The organism is Candidatus Cloacimonas acidaminovorans str. Evry (genome assembly GCF_000146065.2).
Lineage (GTDB): Bacteria > Cloacimonadota > Cloacimonadia > Cloacimonadales > Cloacimonadaceae > Cloacimonas > Cloacimonas acidaminivorans.
This window is the reverse complement of the sequence record NC_020449.1, coordinates 1,050,019-1,069,358: the sequence shown is the minus strand read 5'-3', so window position 1 is coordinate 1,069,358 and position 19,340 is coordinate 1,050,019. Positions and strand designations below refer to the sequence as shown.

Sequence of the window (19,340 nt, the reverse complement as noted above, 5' to 3'; positions counted from 1 at the left end):
TTACAACAATAGATAGATATATTGATTTTCAGGTAGCAGCCACTTGCGGGCAATTTGCTGAATTATTTCCCGGTTAACTTTTCTAATCCGTTCTTCTCTGGACAGATAATATTCGGGTTCATAGCCCAAAGCTGACAGGTTAGACATCATAGATGCGGTATAGGAAACACTTTCATCTTCAAAACGGTTCATTCCGATTAAATATTGTTTGGCATTTTCCAATTCATCTTCAGCAACTTCTTTTTCTGTAAGAGAATAAAGAATATCCTGCATTAAAGTAAGACAATTACGATAATCATCCCGGTCACAAAAGGCATAAGCACCCCAAAAACCAAGTTCATTTAAGGAGTGAAATTCAAAACCTGTTTGATATGCATAGCCGTATTTTTCCCTTAAGATATAATAAAACCGCGAAGATATATCTCCTCCCAGGATTTGAGATAGAACATAGAAGGCAGTATTTTCATCACGACTAACAGCAGGACAGGCAAATCCGCCGTTAAAAATAATTGCCTGGTCGGTTTTTTTGTATTTCCTTTTAAAATGGATAGTTGAGGGTGAATACAAGGGTTTTGGATACAATGATTGAGATGCTTTTTTAGCTAAACCGAAGGTCTGTTCACAAAGTTCTAAGACCTCTTCCGGCTTATGGTTGCCTACAATTCCTAAATAAAAATCCTTTCCGATATCCCATTTTTCATACCATTCCTGTATGTCCTTAAGATGAAGGGAGCGAATGTGAGAAGGATTTCCGGAACTGCGAAAAAGGTTGCTATTGTTTCCCACCAACATTTTATACCAGTTTAAATAGGCATAGCTAACCGGAATATCATTATCCCTCCGAATTTCATCTAAAGCGGCAGAAGTTAAAAGAGAAAGATAGTTGCGGTCAAAATTTGGAAGATAGATTATTTCCGCCAGCATAGACAATGCCTTTTTCAGATTAACGCTTAAACATTTTCCCCTGAAAGTAGTAGTATCCAAATGATGAATTAAACGGATATTAAATCCATTTTCCCGGGAAAATTGTTGTAACTCCTGATGACTATGTTTTTGAGTTTTATACAGCAATAGGGAAGAGCAAAAAAAGTTGTGTCCTATAGTGGAAGTTGTTTCACAAATCTGGCTGATAGGAGTGGAAAGAGAAAAACCGCTGATGCTTTTGTTTTTCAGTTGTTTAAAGAGAACTTGCATCCCGTTGGAAAGAATTATCTGATAGAAGCCCTCAGCTATGGAAGTGATTTTTTCCGTATTTATTTTCACATCTTGATTTAAGGGCTTAATTTCAAGATTGAGAGAGGGTTTTAGGGATAGAATTGCCGGGCTGGAATTTAAATTTTGCTGCAGTGAAACACTTTTAAGGGCATAAGCTTTTTCAGCAAAATCAGCATTTTCAACAGCTCCTTGATAATAAACAGCAAGCCCTTCGGGAAGCCAATATTTATACATAGCTTGCTTTACATCGTTTAAAGTGGTGGCATTAATTTCTGCACCATAGCTCTGAAGACGGTTCAGGTCTCCCACAAATTTTTCCGTAGCTACCAAACTGGCAAGGTTTTCCATCCCTTCAAAACTGAATAACCAGCTATTAATAATATCCTTTTTAATCAGTTCCATTTCGGATTCAGGTATTCCGTAGTTGAGCAAGGCAGAATATTCAGTCCTGAATAACTTTATAACCTCAGAGATATATTTATCGGAAAGAGGGGTAATAGAAATGACTGAGGCACCGGAAAGAATTCCGCAAAGGGAACTTACTTTCACGCTGGAACAAATTTTTTCTTCTTCCACCAGGCGTTTAAATAGACGGGATGATTTCCCTATTGCCAAATAGCGTATAGCTATTAAAAGAGCATTAGCGTAAGGATGTTTTTCGCTTAATTCCGGTAAAGCGATGGCAATAGTATTTTCATTTAACTCTTTTTGCCGAAAGAAATAGCGAAATCCATTTATTTCCGGTTCAATATTTGTTAGGTGTTTTACAGGTTTGCCCTGGCTTTTCCAAGGAGTAAAATAATAATCCAAATAATAATCCAATTCCTTTTGGCAAAAGTCACCACAGATAATCAGAAAAGCATTTTCCGGGATATAGCGGTTTTTATAGAACCGATGAAGTGCTTCCCAATCCGCCTGCATAATGCTTTCAGGACTACCCAAAATAGGATATTTAAGAGGACTTTTTTGATAATAACTGCTTTGGATATACTCCAAAAAATCAGTTTCGGGGTCGTTTTTATACTGTTTTATTTCCTCTAAAATGATTTCCTTTTCCGTTTTCACATCTTCCCGGCTGAAAGTGCTCTGAAAAGCAAGCTGAGATAGGATGTGCAAACCCTCTTTCAATTTTTCGGCAGGAAGATTTACATAGTAACAAGTGCAATCGTAATCGGTGAAAGCATTTAGCATTCCACCCAGACCTGAGGCAAAAAGAGAAATTCCGTTAAAAGGAAAGTCCTTGGTAGATTTAAAGCTCAAATGCTCAATAAAATGCGAATAACCTCGCTGATTTTTATTTTCCTGAACCGAACCTGTTCTAATGTATAATTGCAAACAAAGGACAGAATTGGAAGTATCCTGCACGGAAATAACTTCCAGTCCATTAGCTAAAATTCTGCTAACGGGTTTGGGAAAATTGTTTAACCCTGAATTCATCCTGTTATTCATAATGTTATAAGTTTCTGCTTATCAGGGCATAAGCATTGTGATTATGGACGGATTCAAAATTTTCGGCTTCTACATAAAATCCGGTTATTCGCTTATCTTTATTTAATTCCAGAGTGATTTCCCGCACAACATCTTCCACAAATTTGGGATTATTGTATGCTTTTTCGGTTACATATTTCTCATCCGAGCGCTTTAAAATCGGATAAATCTCACAGCTGGAATGTTTTTCGGCAAGCTGAATCAGTTCTTCCAGCCACACAAATTCCCGGTAACGGACTTTTATAAATATATCCGAACGCTGATTATGAGCTCCATAAACGCTGATTGCTTTAGAACAGGGACAAAGTGTAGTTACCGGAACTTTTACTCCAATCCAGAGTTCAAAACAATCTTTAAAAGAGGCATTGAAACTGCAATCATAACCCAAAAGAGAAGAAACGCGGGAAACTGGCGCCTGTTTTTTCATAAAAAAGGGAAACATAATGTCTATATAGGCAGAATCAGCTTTCAAGGTTGTTTTCAGCTCACTTAAAAAAGCATCCAGCTTATCTATAAAGACCTCAGTATGATAACGATTCAAAACCTCCAGAAAACGGCTCATATGTGTTCCCCGACGGTGATGAGGAAGTTCTACATAGATATTTAAATCGGCAACACTATGCTGAATGCCTTTTTCTCTATCCTGAACTACAATAGGATAACGAATACCTTTTACACCAACTTTATCTATGGTTATTTTGCGGTTATCGGTTTGGGATTGGATATCAGGTATACTCATAACTTTTCGTTCAAGTCCCTTTTCTTCATCCCCTCCGTTTTTAGGGAAACGAGAGAATCATCTTTAGTATAATAAATGATTGCTTCACAATCGGGAATCGGTTTAATTACCGAAATTGCAGTTTCCGGAGGCAACAAAAAAAGTGCGGTTGAAAGACCGTCAGACCAAGCGGCAGAAGGACAAAGAACAGTTACTGAATGCACATCGGGAACCGGATAACCTGTAAAAGGATTGATGATATGATGATAACGAACACCCTGATATTCATAAAACTGTTGATAATCACCGGAAGTAGAAACACTTTGATTCAGCACTTTGAAATTGGCAATGTAATCATCTAAGCGGCGAGGATGCTGAATATAAACAATTTGGGGGTTTTTAAAACCCATAAAAGCCATAGAACTGCGACAATTTATAAATCCGCTATCCAAATTTAAGGTCTGCATATACTCTCTTGCTTTATCCAAAATGTAACCTTTGGCAATAGCGCCAAAAGTGAGTTGCATACCTACCGGCTTAAACAGTTGTTGAGGAGTATATTTTATCTTACTGAAATTCACTTTCTCTAACATTTTCTTTATTTCAAGCGAATCTGGAGGCACAGGTTTTTCAGCATTAAAACCCCATAAATCCCATACCGGCTTGATAGTTGGGTCAAAAGCGCCTTCAGTCATTTTATATAAACTATCCGCTATCGTGAGCAAATTATATACATCGGGGTCCATTTCAAAGACCGTATTTAAAGTATCGGCATTGATTTTAGCCAGATAGCTTTGGGGATTGAATTCGTTTAATTTATCTTCCAGATTGCGGATATAATTGAAAACAGCATCTATTTGTTTGCCAACATTTTTACTTTGCGAAGTGGCAGATATTTCTACAATGGTATCCATTAAGTATTGACTTTTAAGTTCAGTAAAAGAACGCGTCAGATATTTGTAGGTTCCGAAACCAATCACTAAAATCAATATGATGAGGGAAATAATTTCTCTGCGATTCATAAAATATAATACCTTATAAACGATAATTCAGCAATTCAAAGTCAATTAACCGTCTAGTATAGTCCCTCAGAGCATATAGGGAAAGAGGCAAAATCAATGCTTCGGGAATTAAAAGCAGCCAAAAAAACAGACATCCCAAAGCATTTAAGATAGCTAAAACTAAAACCAGAAGATAGATGTTCCAGCGAACATCCTGAAAATGCTGATAGGATTTTTTGATTGCCTTCCAGGGATTATAAGACATCTCTTCCATCAAAACCAAAGAAGGCAACGCAATGGCTACCCAATAATTAACTAAAACCAACCAAACCAAACGCAAAATCGGAGCAGACGCAAAATTGGGCAAACCAAAACAAATTATATAGATAAGGCAAAAATATAAGGCATTGATAAGAGTCCAAAGAAAATAACGCGGATAACTACGCAGTGCGGAAAACATTTCCGAGAGCTTAAGATGATAATCATTATGTTTGCAAATAGGATTAAAAGCAATTAAAATAAAAGGAATAAAAAGAGAAAAGGCAAGGGACTTGATAAACAGGTTTAGTAACATCTGCGTTGCCGTATTACATTCCAGCTGAATTATACCGCTGAAAAGCCAAATTAAAACCGCAATTGGAATCAAACCTAAAATAATGGCAAAACCAGCTCCGGGTAGGGAAGAGGACATTTTGCTTTTGTATGCTTTCCAGGTTTCTGAGAAGGACTTCATTGAATAGAGTTCATTTTTGATGACAGGTGTCTGTTTCCCACATTGCATACACCAAATATCGTGAACAGCAAGTCGGGCATTACAATATTTACAACGCATTTATGCTCCTTTTTTGGGGGTCTGCTGAATTTCGCTTTAGCAGAAAAAGCAAAAAATAAAAAACACTACTTTTGTCAAGCACGGGTTAACATTTACTCCAACCGCAGGCAGGACATTTTAAACATCCTTCTGTGTGTTCAATAGTATTTCCGCAGTCAGGGCATAGAGCAAAACCGTTTCCAACCGACTGATGAGAACCTAAATTTTCATTTTCCACCGATAATTCGCCGGCTTGGATTTGTCCTTTAGTATAAAGAGTTACAAATTGTTCCAGTGCCTGACCAACTGCATCTCCACAAGAAGTTATCATTTTTCCTTTATTCCACATTGGGGATTGACAACGAATACCTTTCAATTGACGAGTAATGGATTCAATCTTGATCTGAGAGCGCAAAGCCAAAGAAACAAGACGAGCAATAGCTTCCAGTTGTGCAGAAGCACATCCTCCCACTTTTCCCATTTGAATAAAGACCTCACAGGCACCTTGAGCATCGGTATTAATAGTTACATACATATGACCGCAACCCGTTTCCAGGCGTTGAGTTATGCCTTTAGTAATTTCCGGTCTGGTTCTGGGAGCTACTTTTTTATCCGTTTTTTCAGGTGAGGTTGTTTGAGTTCCTAAATAGAGAACCTGGCTTTCCCGGCTGCCATCCCGATAGACAGTAACTCCTTTACAGCCAAGATGATAGGCAAGCTCATAGGCACTTTGGATATCTTCCACCGTAGCGGAATTAGGGAAATTAATGGTTTTGCTGACAGCATTATCAGTATATTTTTGAAAAGCTGCCTGCATTCTGATATGCCATTCGGGACTTATGTCATGAGCGGTTTGAAACACCTTTTTCAAGTCATCCGGAATACCCTCAATACCGGCAAGAGAGCCACGCGTTAAAATTTCATCTAAAAGCTTATTATTATATATTCCTTTTTCTTCCAATGCCTTCTGCAAATATTTATTCACATAGATTAATTTCTCTCCATCCATTACATTTTTCACATAAGCAAGGGAAAATTGGGGTTCAATTCCGCTGGAAGTATCGGCAATCATACTAATTGTTCCCGTAGGAGCAATAGTAGTAAGGGTAGCATTGCGAATTCCCTCTTTTTTTATTTTTTCTTTTAAGGAATCCCAGGGTTGGTTTATTTTTTCTCTTTTCAGGCAACCGGTAGCGTAGATACTTTCCTGAAAATTGGGGAAAGCACCTTTTTCCTGGGCAAGTTCTGAAGAGCGTTCTTTAGCATAAAAATCTATAAATTCCATAAGTTTAGCGGCAAGAGCAACCGCTTCTTCACTGGCATAAGGTATTTTTAATTGAAATAATAAGTCCGCCCAACCCATAACTCCCAATCCGATTTTCCTGTTAGCTTGGGAAATTGTTTCAATTTGATGTAGGGGAAACTTGGAAACATCAATTACCGCATCCAGAAAATCAATACTTTCACGCACCACTTCTTTCAGTTTATCCCAATCCACATCACCGTCTTTAATCAACAAAGCAAGATTTATAGAGCCCAAATTGCATGCTTCATAAGGCAGCAAGGGTTGTTCTCCACAGGGATTAGTAGATTCTATTTTGCCCAGTGTAGGAGTAGGATTGGCATTATTTAGCCGGTCTAAAAACACGATTCCCGGTTCGCCATTTTTATGTGCCATTTTTACAATCAGGGCAAATACATCTCTGGCTTTCAGCTTTTTATAAATCGCTCCCGTATGAGGAGAAATAAGATTATATTCATCATCATTAGTAACCGCCTGCATAAAATCTTCTGTTATACCAACACTGATATTGAAATTGGTTAGTTCTGCGGGATTTTCTTTGCAGGTTATAAAATCCAGAATTTGAGGATGATCTACATTTAAGATTGCCATATTAGCGCCTCTTCTGGTTCCACCTTGTTTAACAGCATCGGTAGCAGCATTAAAAACCTTTAAAAAGGATAGAGGTCCGCTGGAAACACCATTAGTAGAACGAACTCGGGCATTGGCTTCGCGTAAGTGACTGAAAGAAAAACCGGTTCCACCTCCGCTCTTATGAATTAAAGCCGCATTTTTAACCGTTTCAAAAATGCTTTCCATACTATCTTCAATAGGCAAAACAAAACAGGCGGAGAGCTGTTGTAAATCACCACCGGCATTCATTAAAGTAGGAGAATTGGGTAAAAAATAACCCGCATCCATTAACTGATAAAAACGACGGGTTTTTTCCTCATCACCGCTTGCAATATTGGAGGCAACCCGAGTGAGCATTTTATCCCAGTCCTCTATCAAAACGCCATTTTCATCTTTACGGAAATATCTTTTTTCCAAAACCTTCAGCGCATTTTCCGTTAGTTCCATAGCCACCCCTTTTATTTATTTAATGCCAAAATCTCTCTTGCCTGTTCAGGAGTAGCCAGAGGGCGACCAATTTCTTTTGCAATGCGTGCTAAACGAGCTACCAATTGCGCATTAGATTCAGCAATTACTCCCTTATGATAAAAAATGTTATCTTCAAATCCACAGCGGATATGTCCACCTGTAACCATCGCTATTAAAGATGTAGGAATATGCCATCTGCCAATTCCTGCCACAGCCCAGGTTGCTGTAGGGATTTCTTCTTTCAAATGTTCCATCATATACATTAAGTTTTTGGGCTTGCCACTCATTCCTCCAGGGACACCAAGAACAAATTGAATATGCAAAGGATTTTGAGTTATAATCCCTTTTTTAATTAAACGAGCAACAGCATCAACCATACCCGATTCATAAACTTCAACTTCAGGAACTACATTATATTGTTTGAATGCTTCTGCCAAACGAATAATATCGGCAGGATGATTGATGAAAATATCGTCACCAAAATTCAAAGTTCCGGCATTCAGGGTTGCCATTTCGGGTTTTAAAGCCAAAGGAGCAAGTCGTTTATCAAATGATTCGCCAACTGCACCTCCAGTACTGATTTGAATAATAATCTCAGGAACAACCTCGCGAATGGCAGAAATGGCTTCCTGAAAGCGATCCAAGCGCTGAGAAGGTCTGCCGTCATCCTCCCTGATGTGTAAATGAATAACTCTTGCTCCGGCTTCAAAACAAGCTTTTGCTTCTTTTGCCTGTTCTTCAGGTGTTATAGGCAAATTGGGTTGATCGGCACGGGTAGTTTCAGCTCCCGTAATAGCAGCAGTTAAAATTAAGGGTTCCATAATTTTACCTCTTTATATTTAATCTATTTATCTGAAATATAATATCTAATGCTTTGAAATTATGCTCGTTCCCAATAGCATTACTTTAGCAATACTCACCCATTGCTAATGACATTAGTAATGGGTAAGCAATGGGTAAGCAATGCTATTAAGGAAGAAACTTTTCTTATTCATTTTTATATATTTACGCATCATAATTTTGATCAGTCCTTAAACCAGCTTTCATAAAGACGCACCCGGGTTAAATTACCAATATTATGCTGCAAAATGCGTTCGGCAATTTCGGCAAATTTATTTTCGTTGTCGCTCACATAAAAAGAATCTCTGCCTTTTTGTCCATCATTTTCAGCACTCAGATAACAGCTTAAGTATTCAGCCACAGCCATTGCGCTATCTACAAGTGTAACTTCTTCTCCCATAACCTGTTGAATGATATTAGACAGCAGCGGATAATGGGTACAACCTAAAACAAGAGTATCTATATTTTGTTCTTTCATTTCCTTAAGATATTCCTCCGCAATAACTTCCGCTACAGGATGCTCCTGCCAACCCTCTTCCACCAAGGGAACAAAAAGGGGACAAGCAGATGAAACTACAAATGCCTCAGGAAGCAATTTTCTGATAGCGGAAGGATAAGCTCCGCTTCGGATTGTTCCTTCCGTTCCAATCACTCCAATGCGTTTACATTTAGTAACTTTAACCGATTGTTCAGCACCCGGTTCAATAACACCTATAACAGGAATATCGCTTAAATTTTGCAAAGCGGGAATTGCTACTGCGGAAGATGTGTTGCAAGCAACAATTAAGATTTTTATTCCCTGCTGGAGCAAAAAACGGGCATTCTGCAGGGAATAGTCAATAATGGTATTAGGCGATTTTGGTCCGTAAGGCACTCTGGCAGTATCTCCAAAATAAATAATGTCCTCATTGGGAAAAGTATTACGGATGGCTTGATAAACGGTTAAGCCACCAACTCCGGAATCAAAAATACCGATTGCTCTTTTCATTTGTTGCCTCTTGTGGTTGAAGATTTGGAGGATTTGGACGATGGGGACCTCGTCCTTCCGGTTCTTTTGGACGATGGGGACCCCGTCCTTCCAGAGGGTTTTGGCTTTTGTGATGCGCTTTTATGGGATAAGGAACTCTTTGTTTTGGATACATTATGACGCAGTGTTTCAGGTATGGGAAACAAATAAATATCATCTTCCACATAACCAATAATAACCGTTAAAGTATCCATCAATTGATAATATTTATGAGTTCTGCGGTTTATATAGCGCATTTCTCTTTCCAAATATTCCCAATTACCTTCTCCCAAACTGATTTCTTTAATAACTCCGGTAACCGGAATTTCTTCCAATTGAACAATTAAACCCCGGGAATTGACCGAAATAACCATTCCCTCATAAAGTTCTCCTTCCTTCTCTCTCATCAAAGCCAAGCTATAAACCATTTCTATATCGCGTTCTGACTGGTCTGCCTGAATTTCTTGTTCAGAGGCAACTTCGGCAAAATGTTTCAGTTGAGAAGGAGTAAATTTCTGATTAGAGGTATGACACAACCAGGTTTTACAGAGATAATGAACAACCAAATCGCAAAGACGTCGGATAGGACTGGTAAAATGTGTGTAATTTTCCATTGCTAAAGCGAAATGATGAATATGTTCCGTGCTGTATCTTGCTTTTTTCATACTTCTTAGCAAAATGCGGTCAAAAACCTTATGATATGCCTCATTCGGAAAAGAATTAAGCAAATACTGGATGGACTTATTCAAATTCTCATACATAACCCACTTTACGCCATAATAGGAAAGAAGTTCAATCAGCCGTTCCAGCTTGTTAAAATCGGGGTCGTTATGAATACGGTAAATTGTTGCAGGAGCTGTCTGTGAAAGGCGTGTAGCTACAAATTCATTGGCAACCAGCATAAAATTTTCTATTATTTTATGGCTTTCTGTTTCCTCAGCCAATGTTAAACACTTAAGAAATCCGTTTTCATCATATTCATACTCAATTTCCGGTAAATCAAAAAAAATGTAGCCAGCATTCATTCTTTTTTCGGTTAAAAGACGCGAAAGAGCTCTTGCTTCCAATAAAATGTCCTGTAAAGGAATTGGTATATCCGTTTTCTTGCCAGCAAAAAGTTCATCCACTTCATCATAATTAAGCCGGGATTGACTGCAAATAACACTTTCATATATTTGCTGCTCAATAATTTGTCCTTTACGGTCAAAATCCGTTTGCACTGTTAAACAGAGCTTTTCTTCTTCGGGACGTAAACTGCAAATAAGATTTGATAAGCGTTCCGGTAACATAGGTATAACTCTCTTGGGAAAATAAAAACTATTCCCGCGTTTGCTTGCTTCCTGAAAAATAGCCCCCTCCACTGACAAATAATGTGCTACATCAGCGATATGCACATAAAGACGCCAGCCCTTAGACGTTTTTTCCACCGCTATGGCATCGTCAAAATCTTTAGCAGTAATCGGGTCTATAGTAAAGGAATAAAGATTGCGCAAATCCCTCCGATTCCTGTAATCCTCCGGTTTTATTTCTGCAGAAAGCAGATTTGCCTCTGCAATTACATCTTCAGGAAATTCCAAAGGTAAATTATACTGACGAATAACAGCTAAAAGCTCAACTTCTGGCTCACCGGATTTTCCTAATATCTCTATCACTTTACCTACAGGCACTTTCCCCATTTGCGGATTTCCCCAATTAGTTACTTTTAAAACAACTTTATCGCCATTTTCTCCCTGAGCGGGATCGGAAACAAAGAACCATCTGAATACTTTAGGGTTACTGCAAATGAAAGTGCTAAAACCATTCCTTCTTATAAGTTCTCCCACAAATTGCTCTGTGCTTCTTTTTACTACTTTACGGATTATAGCACTATCCTGATGACCTTTTCTATATTTTGGTTCAAAGGCGACAATATCATTATGAAAAGCATTTAGAATATCTTCCGCATCCACATAATAATCCTTTTCCGGAGTTCTAATAAAAGCATAAGAAAAACCTCTGGATAAGGGTGTAGCATCAAAAATACCTTGTAACAATTTGGGATTGGGAGTGGGGGAGGGCTGTTTCGCTTTTGGCATTTTTTGTAAGTGATATTTCTTGCGGTCTTTGGTTAAAATACCTTCTTCCATCAGTCCGCTAAGAATGCCACTAAGTAATGCTTTTTCAGCTTTATTAAGTTGAAAAGTATTTACTATTTCATTGTAGGACAATCCAGTATGCGGATATTTCTGGAAATATTCTAAGATTGCCTGCTTTAATTCATTATAATTCATAATATTCCTTAGTATTTTTTCCCAATTTTTTGCATCAGGATTTCAATTAATTTTTCTCTCTCTTGCTTATCGGCAGAAAATCGTAAGGATAATCCTCTAAAAGGGTCTAAACGCCTGGGCATTGTAAAAGTGGAAAGCATTATACCTCTTTTGTCTTCATAAAAACAACCAAAATCGGTATAGGGACGACTGATTTTAAGAAAAAGATAACGCACCTGAACTTTGTCCTCATAAAGTTCATATTCGGTCATTATGAAATAGGGGAGAAGGTTACCTAAAACTAAAAGCATCCCCAGAATGTAGTAAAATGGTTGTTGCCAGCCGGTTACAGTGATATAATATAATAAAAAAGAAAGCAAAATTAAGAAAAGGATTAATATCAACGAAGTCCAGGGACGTTCTACGAGGGGCCAGGATTTCCATTTAAGGATTGGCTCAGGCAACATTTTGAATAATCTCCCGACACTTTTCTATTTCTTCTTTAATTGTTAAAATCCAAGGAAAACTTTGAGTTGTAGAGAATTTTGAACCTAAAGTATTTGCTTCGCGTTGCATTTCCTGAATGATAAAGTTTAGTGTTTTGCCAATATCTCCTTCTTCCTGAAGAGTAGAAATAAAGGTCTTAAGATGAGCTCTCAAACGGCTTAATTCCTCACCAATGTCATATTTATCTACATAAATTGCCAATTCCTGGATGAGGCGTTGTTCCAAATTTTCAACTTTATAAGAACCAATGAGTTCTTCAATATGTCTGTGCATTGTTGTAAATAACTCTTTTTTAAAAGGTTCACAAAGCTCGGAAACAGCATTTATTGCCTTTTCAATCTGTTGCATAGAGTCACATAATACCTGTTTTATTTGTTCTCCTTCTTCCAGCATTGATTCTTTAATTCTTTGCAGAGCTTGTGCTAATGCTTCATTTAGCACATTTGCCAGGATTTCATCTTCTGCCAGACGGTCTACACTTTCAATAACTCCCGGCTCTTGTAGTAAAAATTCTATGGAAATAACCTCCTCGCTGGCTAAAAGTTGTGCTGCTTCTATAGCCAATTCATTGTATTTTAATAATTTGGTCTTATCTAAAACCAATTTTGGTTCTCGGTGATCACTAAAATTAACTCTTACTTCAATTGCTCCACGCGATATGCTCTTTATTATCTGCCTTCTTATCTCCGTTTCGTAAAAACTCAGCTCGCGGGGAAGGAAAATCCTTAAATCCAAAAAGCGGGCATTTATGGATTTTATCTCTAATTCAAGGTTAATATTGTCTCTGCTGATTAAAGCGTTTCCAAAACCGGTCATACTTTTCATTATAACTCCTTTTTATATTCTCGTGTCTTGCCATTCTTGTTTTCTTTGTCATCCCTGCGCAAGTACGAATCCATTTTATTATTATGCTTTAAAATGGATTCCGCACTCAGTGCGAAATGACAAAAGAAAATGTAAAATGACAACAACAAATGTGGGGGATAAGTAATTATAACGCATAGCGATTAAACCCCCTGTATGCAAGTTTACATAATATGCCTTATCACAACTGTTGGGTATCCAGTTAAAAGCAAATAAGAGTGCTTGCCGTGGCATCCTTTACCTCAATTTGTTTCAAAGTTCCAAAGTCATCTTCTGTTCCCGGAAGAACTGCGGTTTTAAAATCGCGTGTTTTCCCCAAAACCATTTTTCTACTTTTTTTGCTAAAGCTCTCAATATAAACTTCCACTTTGCGTCCAATTTGTTCTCTGTTCTTTTTAAGCGAGATTTTTCGTTGCAGATCAATCATTTGCTGTAAACGAGCCAGTCGTTCAGCTTCCGGAACTTGATTTGATAATGTTTCTGCGGTAGTTCCTGGTCGCGGACTGAATTTATAGCAAAAGGCATCATCAAACTCAATTGTTTTCATTAGGGATAGTGTGTCCTGAAAATCGTTTTCTGTTTCTCCCGGAAAACCGGTCATAATATCTGTAGTTATCGCTATATTTGGTATGAACTTATGTAACTTTTCCACTAAAGATATATAGTGCTGAACAGTGTAATTTCGGTTCATTGCTTTAAGTATATTGTCACTCCCGCTTTGCACAGGTAAGTGTATATGTTCGCATATCTTAGCTGAATTAGCCAGAACTTCTATTAATTCCTCTGATAAATCCTTCGGATGAGAAGTAATAAATCTCAACCGGTAGATTTCATCCAATTCGTTAAGTATAATTAACAAACGGGGAAAATTTACCTCTCCATTTAGGTAAGAATTGACATTTTGACCTAAAAGAGTGATATCCTTTTTCCCCTGATTACCGGCAGAAATTGTTTCCTCTATGATATCCTGCCAGGAACGACTGCGTTCTCTTCCTCTAACATAAGGAACAATACAATAGGAACAAAAATTATTACAGCCCCGCATAATAGTTATATAGGCACAATAATCATTATGATAAGCAGGTTGAATACCTTTATATAATTGAGTTTCGTCCAAATCCGTTAAAATGGTCTTTTCTGTTTCTTCATTTAGTATATCAGGAAGATGTTGATACTGATCCACACCTATTACAAAATCCACTGTTAGTTTTTCCTTGTTTATCTCTTCGCCCAATCGTTGTGCCATACAGCCAACTACACCAATTTTGAGATTCGGATTTTCTTTCTTGCGATGATTTTCACTTTGAATTCTGCCTAAAACCCTCTCTTCAGCATGGCCACGAACACTGCAAGTATTAAATAGAAGTAAATCCGCTTCGCTTATTTGGGTAACTTCCTGATGACCTGCTTTAGTTAAAATACTGGCAATTAATTCACTATCTGCCACATTCATCTGACAACCGTAGGTCTCTATATAAAACTTCATTTTTGTGCCTTGCTTCTTTGTTTACTGGAATACCAATAGGCATAGCCAACTGCAATTCCAGAGTTGCAAACAATAATTTCGGAGGTCTCAAATCTGTCCAGTAAAGAAATGTTGAAAGCGATACTTAATTTTAATATAGGCAGATAGCTCTCTTCCAATAGAAAGGGTAAATATCTCTGTTCGTCTCTAACTTCAAGGGAATGAGAAAGTTCCTGCAATTGCTTTTTAGTGATTGTTTTTCCTTCCAGTTTTTCTCTTTCATTATAACTGCAGCGGAAAATAACTCCTGCTAGATAAGTGTAGGTAAGTCCTATCCCAACAAGACGATAGGAACTTTTATAAGGTAAATCATTTAGCTTTTGCCGGATAAAATGATCCGCTGTATCACTATCTCCGTTAAAATCATTTAACAAGGTAAGTAAACCAAAGGGTAAACTATTCCCTTGTTGTTTTTTTTCTTTATCTAAGTTGATAAACTCTGTGGAAAAGCCCCCAATATCAATTGCCAGAGTTGCCTCTTCCCCACTTTTGTATTGTCTTGCGGAAAAATAAGCATAGCGGATTTCCTCTTGGGAAGAAATTATTCTGCATTTTATGTTATATTTATCAGTAATCCAGTCAGTTAATAGATTGGCATTTAAAGCGAAACGCATTACACCTGTTGCCAAAAGAACCTTTTCCGATTCCAGATATGAATCCAATTGGAGCAATTTACTTATTATCTGCTTAACACTTGTTAGCCGTTTTTCGCTTATCTTGTTATGCTTAAAGGCAATTCCCAAGGCAGTAGTCAATTGAGTTTGATGAACAATTTGTCTTCTTTCAAGGTCAAAGAGCACATAATTCAGGTTGTTGGAACCAAGGTCAAACACGCTAAGTAATCTTCTATTTTGTAATTGAGTATATTTTTTCAGTACCAAACCGGCAATTTCGGTATTGCAGTTTTTATATGTTTTAGTTCTAATTTTTCGGGGTTTAATGTCCTCAAAAATAGCTTTCCACTGTCCTGCACTTAGCTGTAATGTATCTATCTGCAGACAATTAGTATAGTTTTTCAGTCCTGCAATCAGGGCTTTTTCTTCAGGATAATTAGGGCGTGGACAATAGATAATAAATTTTCCCGCTTGGACTGCTTCAGCTAAAGTACTATATCCTGACTTACAAAGAATAATATCTGCATTGTATATAAAATCTGGAAAATCATCATCCATAGATACTTGGATATGGTTTTTGGCTTTTATCCCTGCTTGTGTGGAAATAACTATTCCTTGATATGCCGAACAGAGTGCTTCATAATTCAGCTCCATAGTTCCTTCTCCACCAAACATTACCAGTAATATTGGTGTTTCTTTGGGCAGGTTATATTGCAATCGGATATCTTTATACTTATCTTTTTTACGACCAAGCAATCCGCAAGAAATATAATCTTTAAAGGCAGACATACTTTCATCAGTGCTGAAAGGTAAACGAAAACAACCATCAAAGCGTTGGTATAAAGACCAGATTAAATTCAATACCGGTTTTAAAGAATTTGCAACTTCAGGAGTGGAAAAGTTTGTGTAGCCGGGGGACGCTGCTCCTCCGCTTAATTCTAAGTTATTATAGTTAGTAACTATACCATTTTCCTTTTCTGTGTTTTCCTCTTCTACCAAAATAGAGCTATAAATAAAATGCCATTCAAAATTGGTAACCGCAAAAACAGGAATATGACAATAGGCGGCAAAATCACTTACCAGAAAAGGGATATCAGCAATTATGCAATCAATCTTCTCCCGTCGTAAAAATTCAATCTCCCGTTCCATAATTTCATTGCGTTTAGAAAGTAATTCCAATAATGAATTAATTGTTCTTTTTATATCTACCGTAAGATTTTCACTATGCTTAACTCCCACATCTATTGCGCGTTTGTGTAAAACAAAATAATGCGGATTGAGGTCTTGAAAAAGAAAAGCCGGTTTAGTAGTAATAATATGGCAAAAAACACCATAATGAATAAGCTCTTCCGCTAATGCACATATCCGGGTAGAATGACCAAAACCGTGATTGGAAACATACAAGGCAAATTTCAACATTTATCCCCCCTATTGCAGGATTAGTTTCTTTTGTTTGCCGTTATCTTGTATTTCTATCACTAATTTATTAGGTAAACAAATTATCGGCATTGACTTGGTAAAACCTTGTTTTACACAACGCTTATCAGGACAATCGGCAAATTTCATTCTAACTTTACCATTTTTTATTTCCACGGTATTGTGCTCATCAATTTTGATGACTTTATCCTGTTCTAAAGAGTAAACCCCAAAAAGCTGATTATCCTTATAAATATAAACTTGAGAATGGGGTTTATTGTTTAAATAGTATCTGGCGGAAAGAAATATGGCTAATATAATCAGTAATATTAAAACCACATCTGCCGGTTTCAGATCGTTTAAAATAGAATACTTCTTCATCTATCTTCGGGAAAACCGTGAAGAATATACATTACCCGCATAAACATAAGTTAGATATTGGGACGCAATTTCACAAGCATGTTCCACTTCCTCTCTGGTAGTAGGTCTAACGGTCATTTTGTAACAAGGACGGTAAGCAGAAATATGAAGAGGAATATTTTTATCTACTGAAGCAATAAACTTAGCTAAGTCATTCAGTTCTTCTTCACTGTTATTGTAGCCCGGAATAATCAGGTTAGTAAGCTCTATATGGACATCCATTTCTTTGGCAATTATGATGTTAGCTAAAATAATATCCAGTTTTCCCCCACAGAGCTGACGGTAAAACTCATCTCTATAGGATTTTATATCTATATTAACTGCTTTTACTACTTTTAAAATGTTACGCCAGGGCTCCTTATTTATATAGCCATTAGTAACTAAAACAATGTCAATTTCAGGGGCTTTAGCAGAAAAATCCAGAATATATTCATACCACATTAAAGGTTCAGTGTAAGTGAAAGCAATCTGCTGATCTTTTTGTTGTTTCACAATTTCAATCAAGTCCTCAATAGCCACATAGCGGGTAGGATATTCCTGCTGACTGATTTCCCAATTTTGACAAAACTTACAGGTCAAATTGCAGGAATTGGGACCTAAAGAAACAATCATAGTTCCAGGATGGAAGTGATAGAGCGGTTTTTTTTCTATAGGGTCAAGTGCCAGAGAAGTTGTTCTTCCGTAAGCTGTAGCAATTAAAGAGCCATTTATCACTTCCCGGCTTCTACAGAAACCTTTTTTACCTTCGCTTAAAACACATTCCCGGGGGCAAAGTTGACAGCGGATTTTATTGCCTTCTCGCACATAATACATTGCTTCTCTCATTATTTCTCCTTCAGCCATTTTTCCAATGCTTTTAAATATATATCCAAAGTGTGAGCATTTTCAGTCAAGACCTTTTTTGCCGCTTTGCCCATTTTTTCTCGTAATTCCTTATTTTTATAAAGAGCAATCAGATCAGCAAGCAGATCGTCTTTATTGCTGATAATAATTCCCCCTGCTACCTTCAGTTTTTTTACCGATTCTTTACAGGAATAGTGATGAGGACCAATTACGACCGGTTTTTTGTAATAAGCTGGTTCCAGTGGATTATGCCCTCCGAAATCATAAAAAGAACCCCCTACAATAGCAATGTCACAGATGCAATATGCCTGGTCAAGGATACCTAATGTATCTATTATCAGAATATCCTCTGCTCTGCTATATTCCTTTCTCATAGTGAAACAACTGTAGGAATAATTATCCATCAGTTCTATAACTTCTTCCAAGCGTCTGGGATGCCTGAGACCTATGATTAAATGTAAGTTGGGAATAACTTCTTTTAGAGATGGATAAAGGGAGATCAACAATGCCTCTTCACCAGGACGAGATGAACCCCAACAAATAATAAAATCGTCACTTTTATAACCCCACTTTTTCCTGAGCTCTTCGGCATTATAATCCTTTAAGGTTAACGAAAATTTCAGGTTACCACTCACATATACAGGTCTATTAAATATTTTACGATAACGCTTGGCATCATCTTTACTTTGCGCATGGATTTCGGTAATAGGACTCTGTAAATGCCTAAACAGAAATTTCAATAAACGATAACCCCTTAAAGTGCTTTTAGACATTCTGGCATTTAAAAATAAAACCGGAACTTTATTGCGTTTTGCCCAAAGCAGCATATTAGGCCAAATTTCTGTTTCCACAACACAAATAAGACCTGGATTGATTCGTTTTAGTTGACGCTTCCGCAAATGGGGCAAATCAAGAACAGATAGAAATGCTTTTACCTTAGGGCTTATTTTATTAGCTTCGGCACAGCTGGTAACAGTGCTGGTGGTAATACAAAGTTTAACTTCTGGATGCTCTTGTAAATGTCTTGTAACCAATGCTTTAATGGCAGTTAATTCACCCATTGAGGCAGAATGAAATAAAATCCCTTTGTGAATATCTTCTCCTTCGGCTTTAATGCTTGCAACATAGTTTTTCTGCTTTAAAAAAAGATAGAGCAAAGGAAAGAAAAGGAAATATATTGTTTCCACCAGGATATTGAAAAGCGATAGTAAAATCATTTTCTATTGTGTATGGCAATGTGAAATTTGCCATCCCTTTTGAAAATGGCGGGAGCGACGAGACTCGAACTCGCGACCTTCTGCGTGACAGGCAGACGTTCTAACCAAACTGAACTACGCCCCCACCCTATTAAAATGAGTTAATTTAGAATTATAATTTCTATTATGGCTTATTCTGTCAAGACAAAAGTTTGACTTTTCCTGGCACTCTATACGCAATTGC

15 protein-coding genes and 1 tRNA gene are annotated in these 19,340 nt (G+C 37.4%); all 16 read right to left on the bottom strand.

Annotated features, from left to right (window positions below):
- Positions 1-2,652 carry a M16 family metallopeptidase gene (locus tag CLOAM_RS04340; protein ID WP_232502709.1) on the bottom strand — a complete coding sequence of 884 codons (2,652 nt, stop codon included), beginning with the start codon at positions 2,650-2,652 and terminating at the stop codon, positions 1-3.
- Positions 2,653-2,668: 16 nt separating this feature from the next.
- The gene (gene folE2 / locus CLOAM_RS04335) at positions 2,669-3,442 is read right to left on the bottom strand and encodes a GTP cyclohydrolase FolE2 (RefSeq protein WP_015424647.1); all 774 of its coding nucleotides are present in this window, start codon (positions 3,440-3,442) and stop codon (positions 2,669-2,671) included.
- Positions 3,439-4,443: an FAD:protein FMN transferase gene (locus CLOAM_RS04330; RefSeq protein ID WP_015424646.1), complete on the bottom strand. Its 1,005-nt coding sequence runs from the start codon at positions 4,441-4,443 to the stop codon at positions 3,439-3,441. The genes folE2 and CLOAM_RS04330 overlap by 4 nt, the downstream gene beginning before the upstream one ends.
- 13 nt (positions 4,444-4,456) lie before the next feature.
- The gene (locus tag CLOAM_RS04325) at positions 4,457-5,254 is read right to left on the bottom strand and encodes a hypothetical protein (RefSeq protein ID WP_015424645.1); all 798 of its coding nucleotides are present in this window, start codon (positions 5,252-5,254) and stop codon (positions 4,457-4,459) included.
- A gap of 85 nt (positions 5,255-5,339) precedes the next feature.
- Positions 5,340-7,595, bottom strand: a complete 2,256-nt coding sequence (locus tag CLOAM_RS04320) for a vitamin B12-dependent ribonucleotide reductase (protein ID WP_044278922.1) — start codon at positions 7,593-7,595, stop codon at positions 5,340-5,342.
- Between the two features lie 11 nt (positions 7,596-7,606).
- Positions 7,607-8,437 carry a BKACE family enzyme gene (locus tag CLOAM_RS04315; RefSeq protein WP_015424643.1) on the bottom strand — a complete coding sequence of 277 codons (831 nt, stop codon included), beginning with the start codon at positions 8,435-8,437 and terminating at the stop codon, positions 7,607-7,609.
- A gap of 203 nt (positions 8,438-8,640) precedes the next feature.
- Entirely contained in the window at positions 8,641-9,444 is an 804-nt protein-coding gene (murI, locus tag CLOAM_RS04310; protein ID WP_015424642.1) for a glutamate racemase, read from the bottom strand.
- Positions 9,441-11,732 carry a ribonuclease R family protein gene (locus CLOAM_RS04305; protein WP_015424640.1) on the bottom strand — a complete coding sequence of 764 codons (2,292 nt, stop codon included), beginning with the start codon at positions 11,730-11,732 and terminating at the stop codon, positions 9,441-9,443. The genes murI and CLOAM_RS04305 overlap by 4 nt, the downstream gene beginning before the upstream one ends.
- Positions 11,733-11,740: 8 nt before the next feature.
- Positions 11,741-12,178 (bottom strand): hypothetical protein, encoded by a 438-nt coding sequence (locus tag CLOAM_RS04300; RefSeq protein WP_015424639.1) that lies wholly within the window; start codon positions 12,176-12,178, stop codon positions 11,741-11,743.
- On the bottom strand, positions 12,168-13,043 hold the full coding sequence (locus CLOAM_RS04295; RefSeq protein ID WP_015424638.1) for a YicC/YloC family endoribonuclease: 876 nt from the start codon (positions 13,041-13,043) through the stop codon (positions 12,168-12,170). Before CLOAM_RS04295 ends, CLOAM_RS04300 begins: the two co-directional genes overlap by 11 nt.
- 241 nt (positions 13,044-13,284) lie before the next feature.
- Entirely contained in the window at positions 13,285-14,568 is a 1,284-nt protein-coding gene (gene miaB / locus CLOAM_RS04290) for a tRNA (N6-isopentenyl adenosine(37)-C2)-methylthiotransferase MiaB (RefSeq protein ID WP_015424637.1), read from the bottom strand.
- On the bottom strand, positions 14,565-16,640 hold the full coding sequence (locus CLOAM_RS04285; RefSeq protein WP_015424635.1) for a Ppx/GppA phosphatase family protein: 2,076 nt from the start codon (positions 16,638-16,640) through the stop codon (positions 14,565-14,567). The genes miaB and CLOAM_RS04285 overlap by 4 nt, the downstream gene beginning before the upstream one ends.
- Positions 16,641-16,649: 9 nt before the next feature.
- Entirely contained in the window at positions 16,650-17,018 is a 369-nt protein-coding gene (locus tag CLOAM_RS04280) for a NusG domain II-containing protein (RefSeq protein ID WP_015424634.1), read from the bottom strand.
- On the bottom strand, positions 17,019-17,882 hold the full coding sequence (gene amrS / locus CLOAM_RS04275) for an AmmeMemoRadiSam system radical SAM enzyme (RefSeq protein WP_052293576.1): 864 nt from the start codon (positions 17,880-17,882) through the stop codon (positions 17,019-17,021).
- A complete protein-coding gene (locus tag CLOAM_RS04270; protein ID WP_015424632.1) occupies positions 17,882-19,117 on the bottom strand; it encodes a 3-deoxy-D-manno-octulosonic acid transferase in 1,236 nt (411 codons plus the stop codon). Before CLOAM_RS04270 ends, amrS begins: the two co-directional genes overlap by 1 nt.
- Before the next feature lie 46 nt (positions 19,118-19,163).
- A tRNA-Asp gene (locus CLOAM_RS04265) sits at positions 19,164-19,241 on the bottom strand.
- Positions 19,242-19,340 lie beyond the last annotated feature (99 nt).

Coding starts and splice junctions, on each gene's coding strand:
- CLOAM_RS04340 (WP_232502709.1), bottom strand. CDS start 2,652: ATGAATTCAGGGTTAAACAATTTTCCCAAACCCGTTAGCAGAATTTTA.
- folE2 (WP_015424647.1), bottom strand. CDS start 3,442: ATGAGTATACCTGATATCCAATCCCAAACCGATAACCGCAAAATAACC.
- CLOAM_RS04330 (WP_015424646.1), bottom strand. CDS start 4,443: ATGAATCGCAGAGAAATTATTTCCCTCATCATATTGATTTTAGTGATT.
- CLOAM_RS04325 (WP_015424645.1), bottom strand. CDS start 5,254: ATGCGTTGTAAATATTGTAATGCCCGACTTGCTGTTCACGATATTTGG.
- CLOAM_RS04320 (WP_044278922.1), bottom strand. CDS start 7,595: ATGGAACTAACGGAAAATGCGCTGAAGGTTTTGGAAAAAAGATATTTC.
- CLOAM_RS04315 (WP_015424643.1), bottom strand. CDS start 8,437: ATGGAACCCTTAATTTTAACTGCTGCTATTACGGGAGCTGAAACTACC.
- murI (WP_015424642.1), bottom strand. CDS start 9,444: ATGAAAAGAGCAATCGGTATTTTTGATTCCGGAGTTGGTGGCTTAACC.
- CLOAM_RS04305 (WP_015424640.1), bottom strand. CDS start 11,732: ATGAATTATAATGAATTAAAGCAGGCAATCTTAGAATATTTCCAGAAA.
- CLOAM_RS04300 (WP_015424639.1), bottom strand. CDS start 12,178: ATGTTGCCTGAGCCAATCCTTAAATGGAAATCCTGGCCCCTCGTAGAA.
- CLOAM_RS04295 (WP_015424638.1), bottom strand. CDS start 13,043: ATGAAAAGTATGACCGGTTTTGGAAACGCTTTAATCAGCAGAGACAAT.
- miaB (WP_015424637.1), bottom strand. CDS start 14,568: ATGAAGTTTTATATAGAGACCTACGGTTGTCAGATGAATGTGGCAGAT.
- CLOAM_RS04285 (WP_015424635.1), bottom strand. CDS start 16,640: ATGTTGAAATTTGCCTTGTATGTTTCCAATCACGGTTTTGGTCATTCT.
- CLOAM_RS04280 (WP_015424634.1), bottom strand. CDS start 17,018: ATGAAGAAGTATTCTATTTTAAACGATCTGAAACCGGCAGATGTGGTT.
- amrS (WP_052293576.1), bottom strand. CDS start 17,882: ATGAGAGAAGCAATGTATTATGTGCGAGAAGGCAATAAAATCCGCTGT.
- CLOAM_RS04270 (WP_015424632.1), bottom strand. CDS start 19,117: ATGATTTTACTATCGCTTTTCAATATCCTGGTGGAAACAATATATTTC.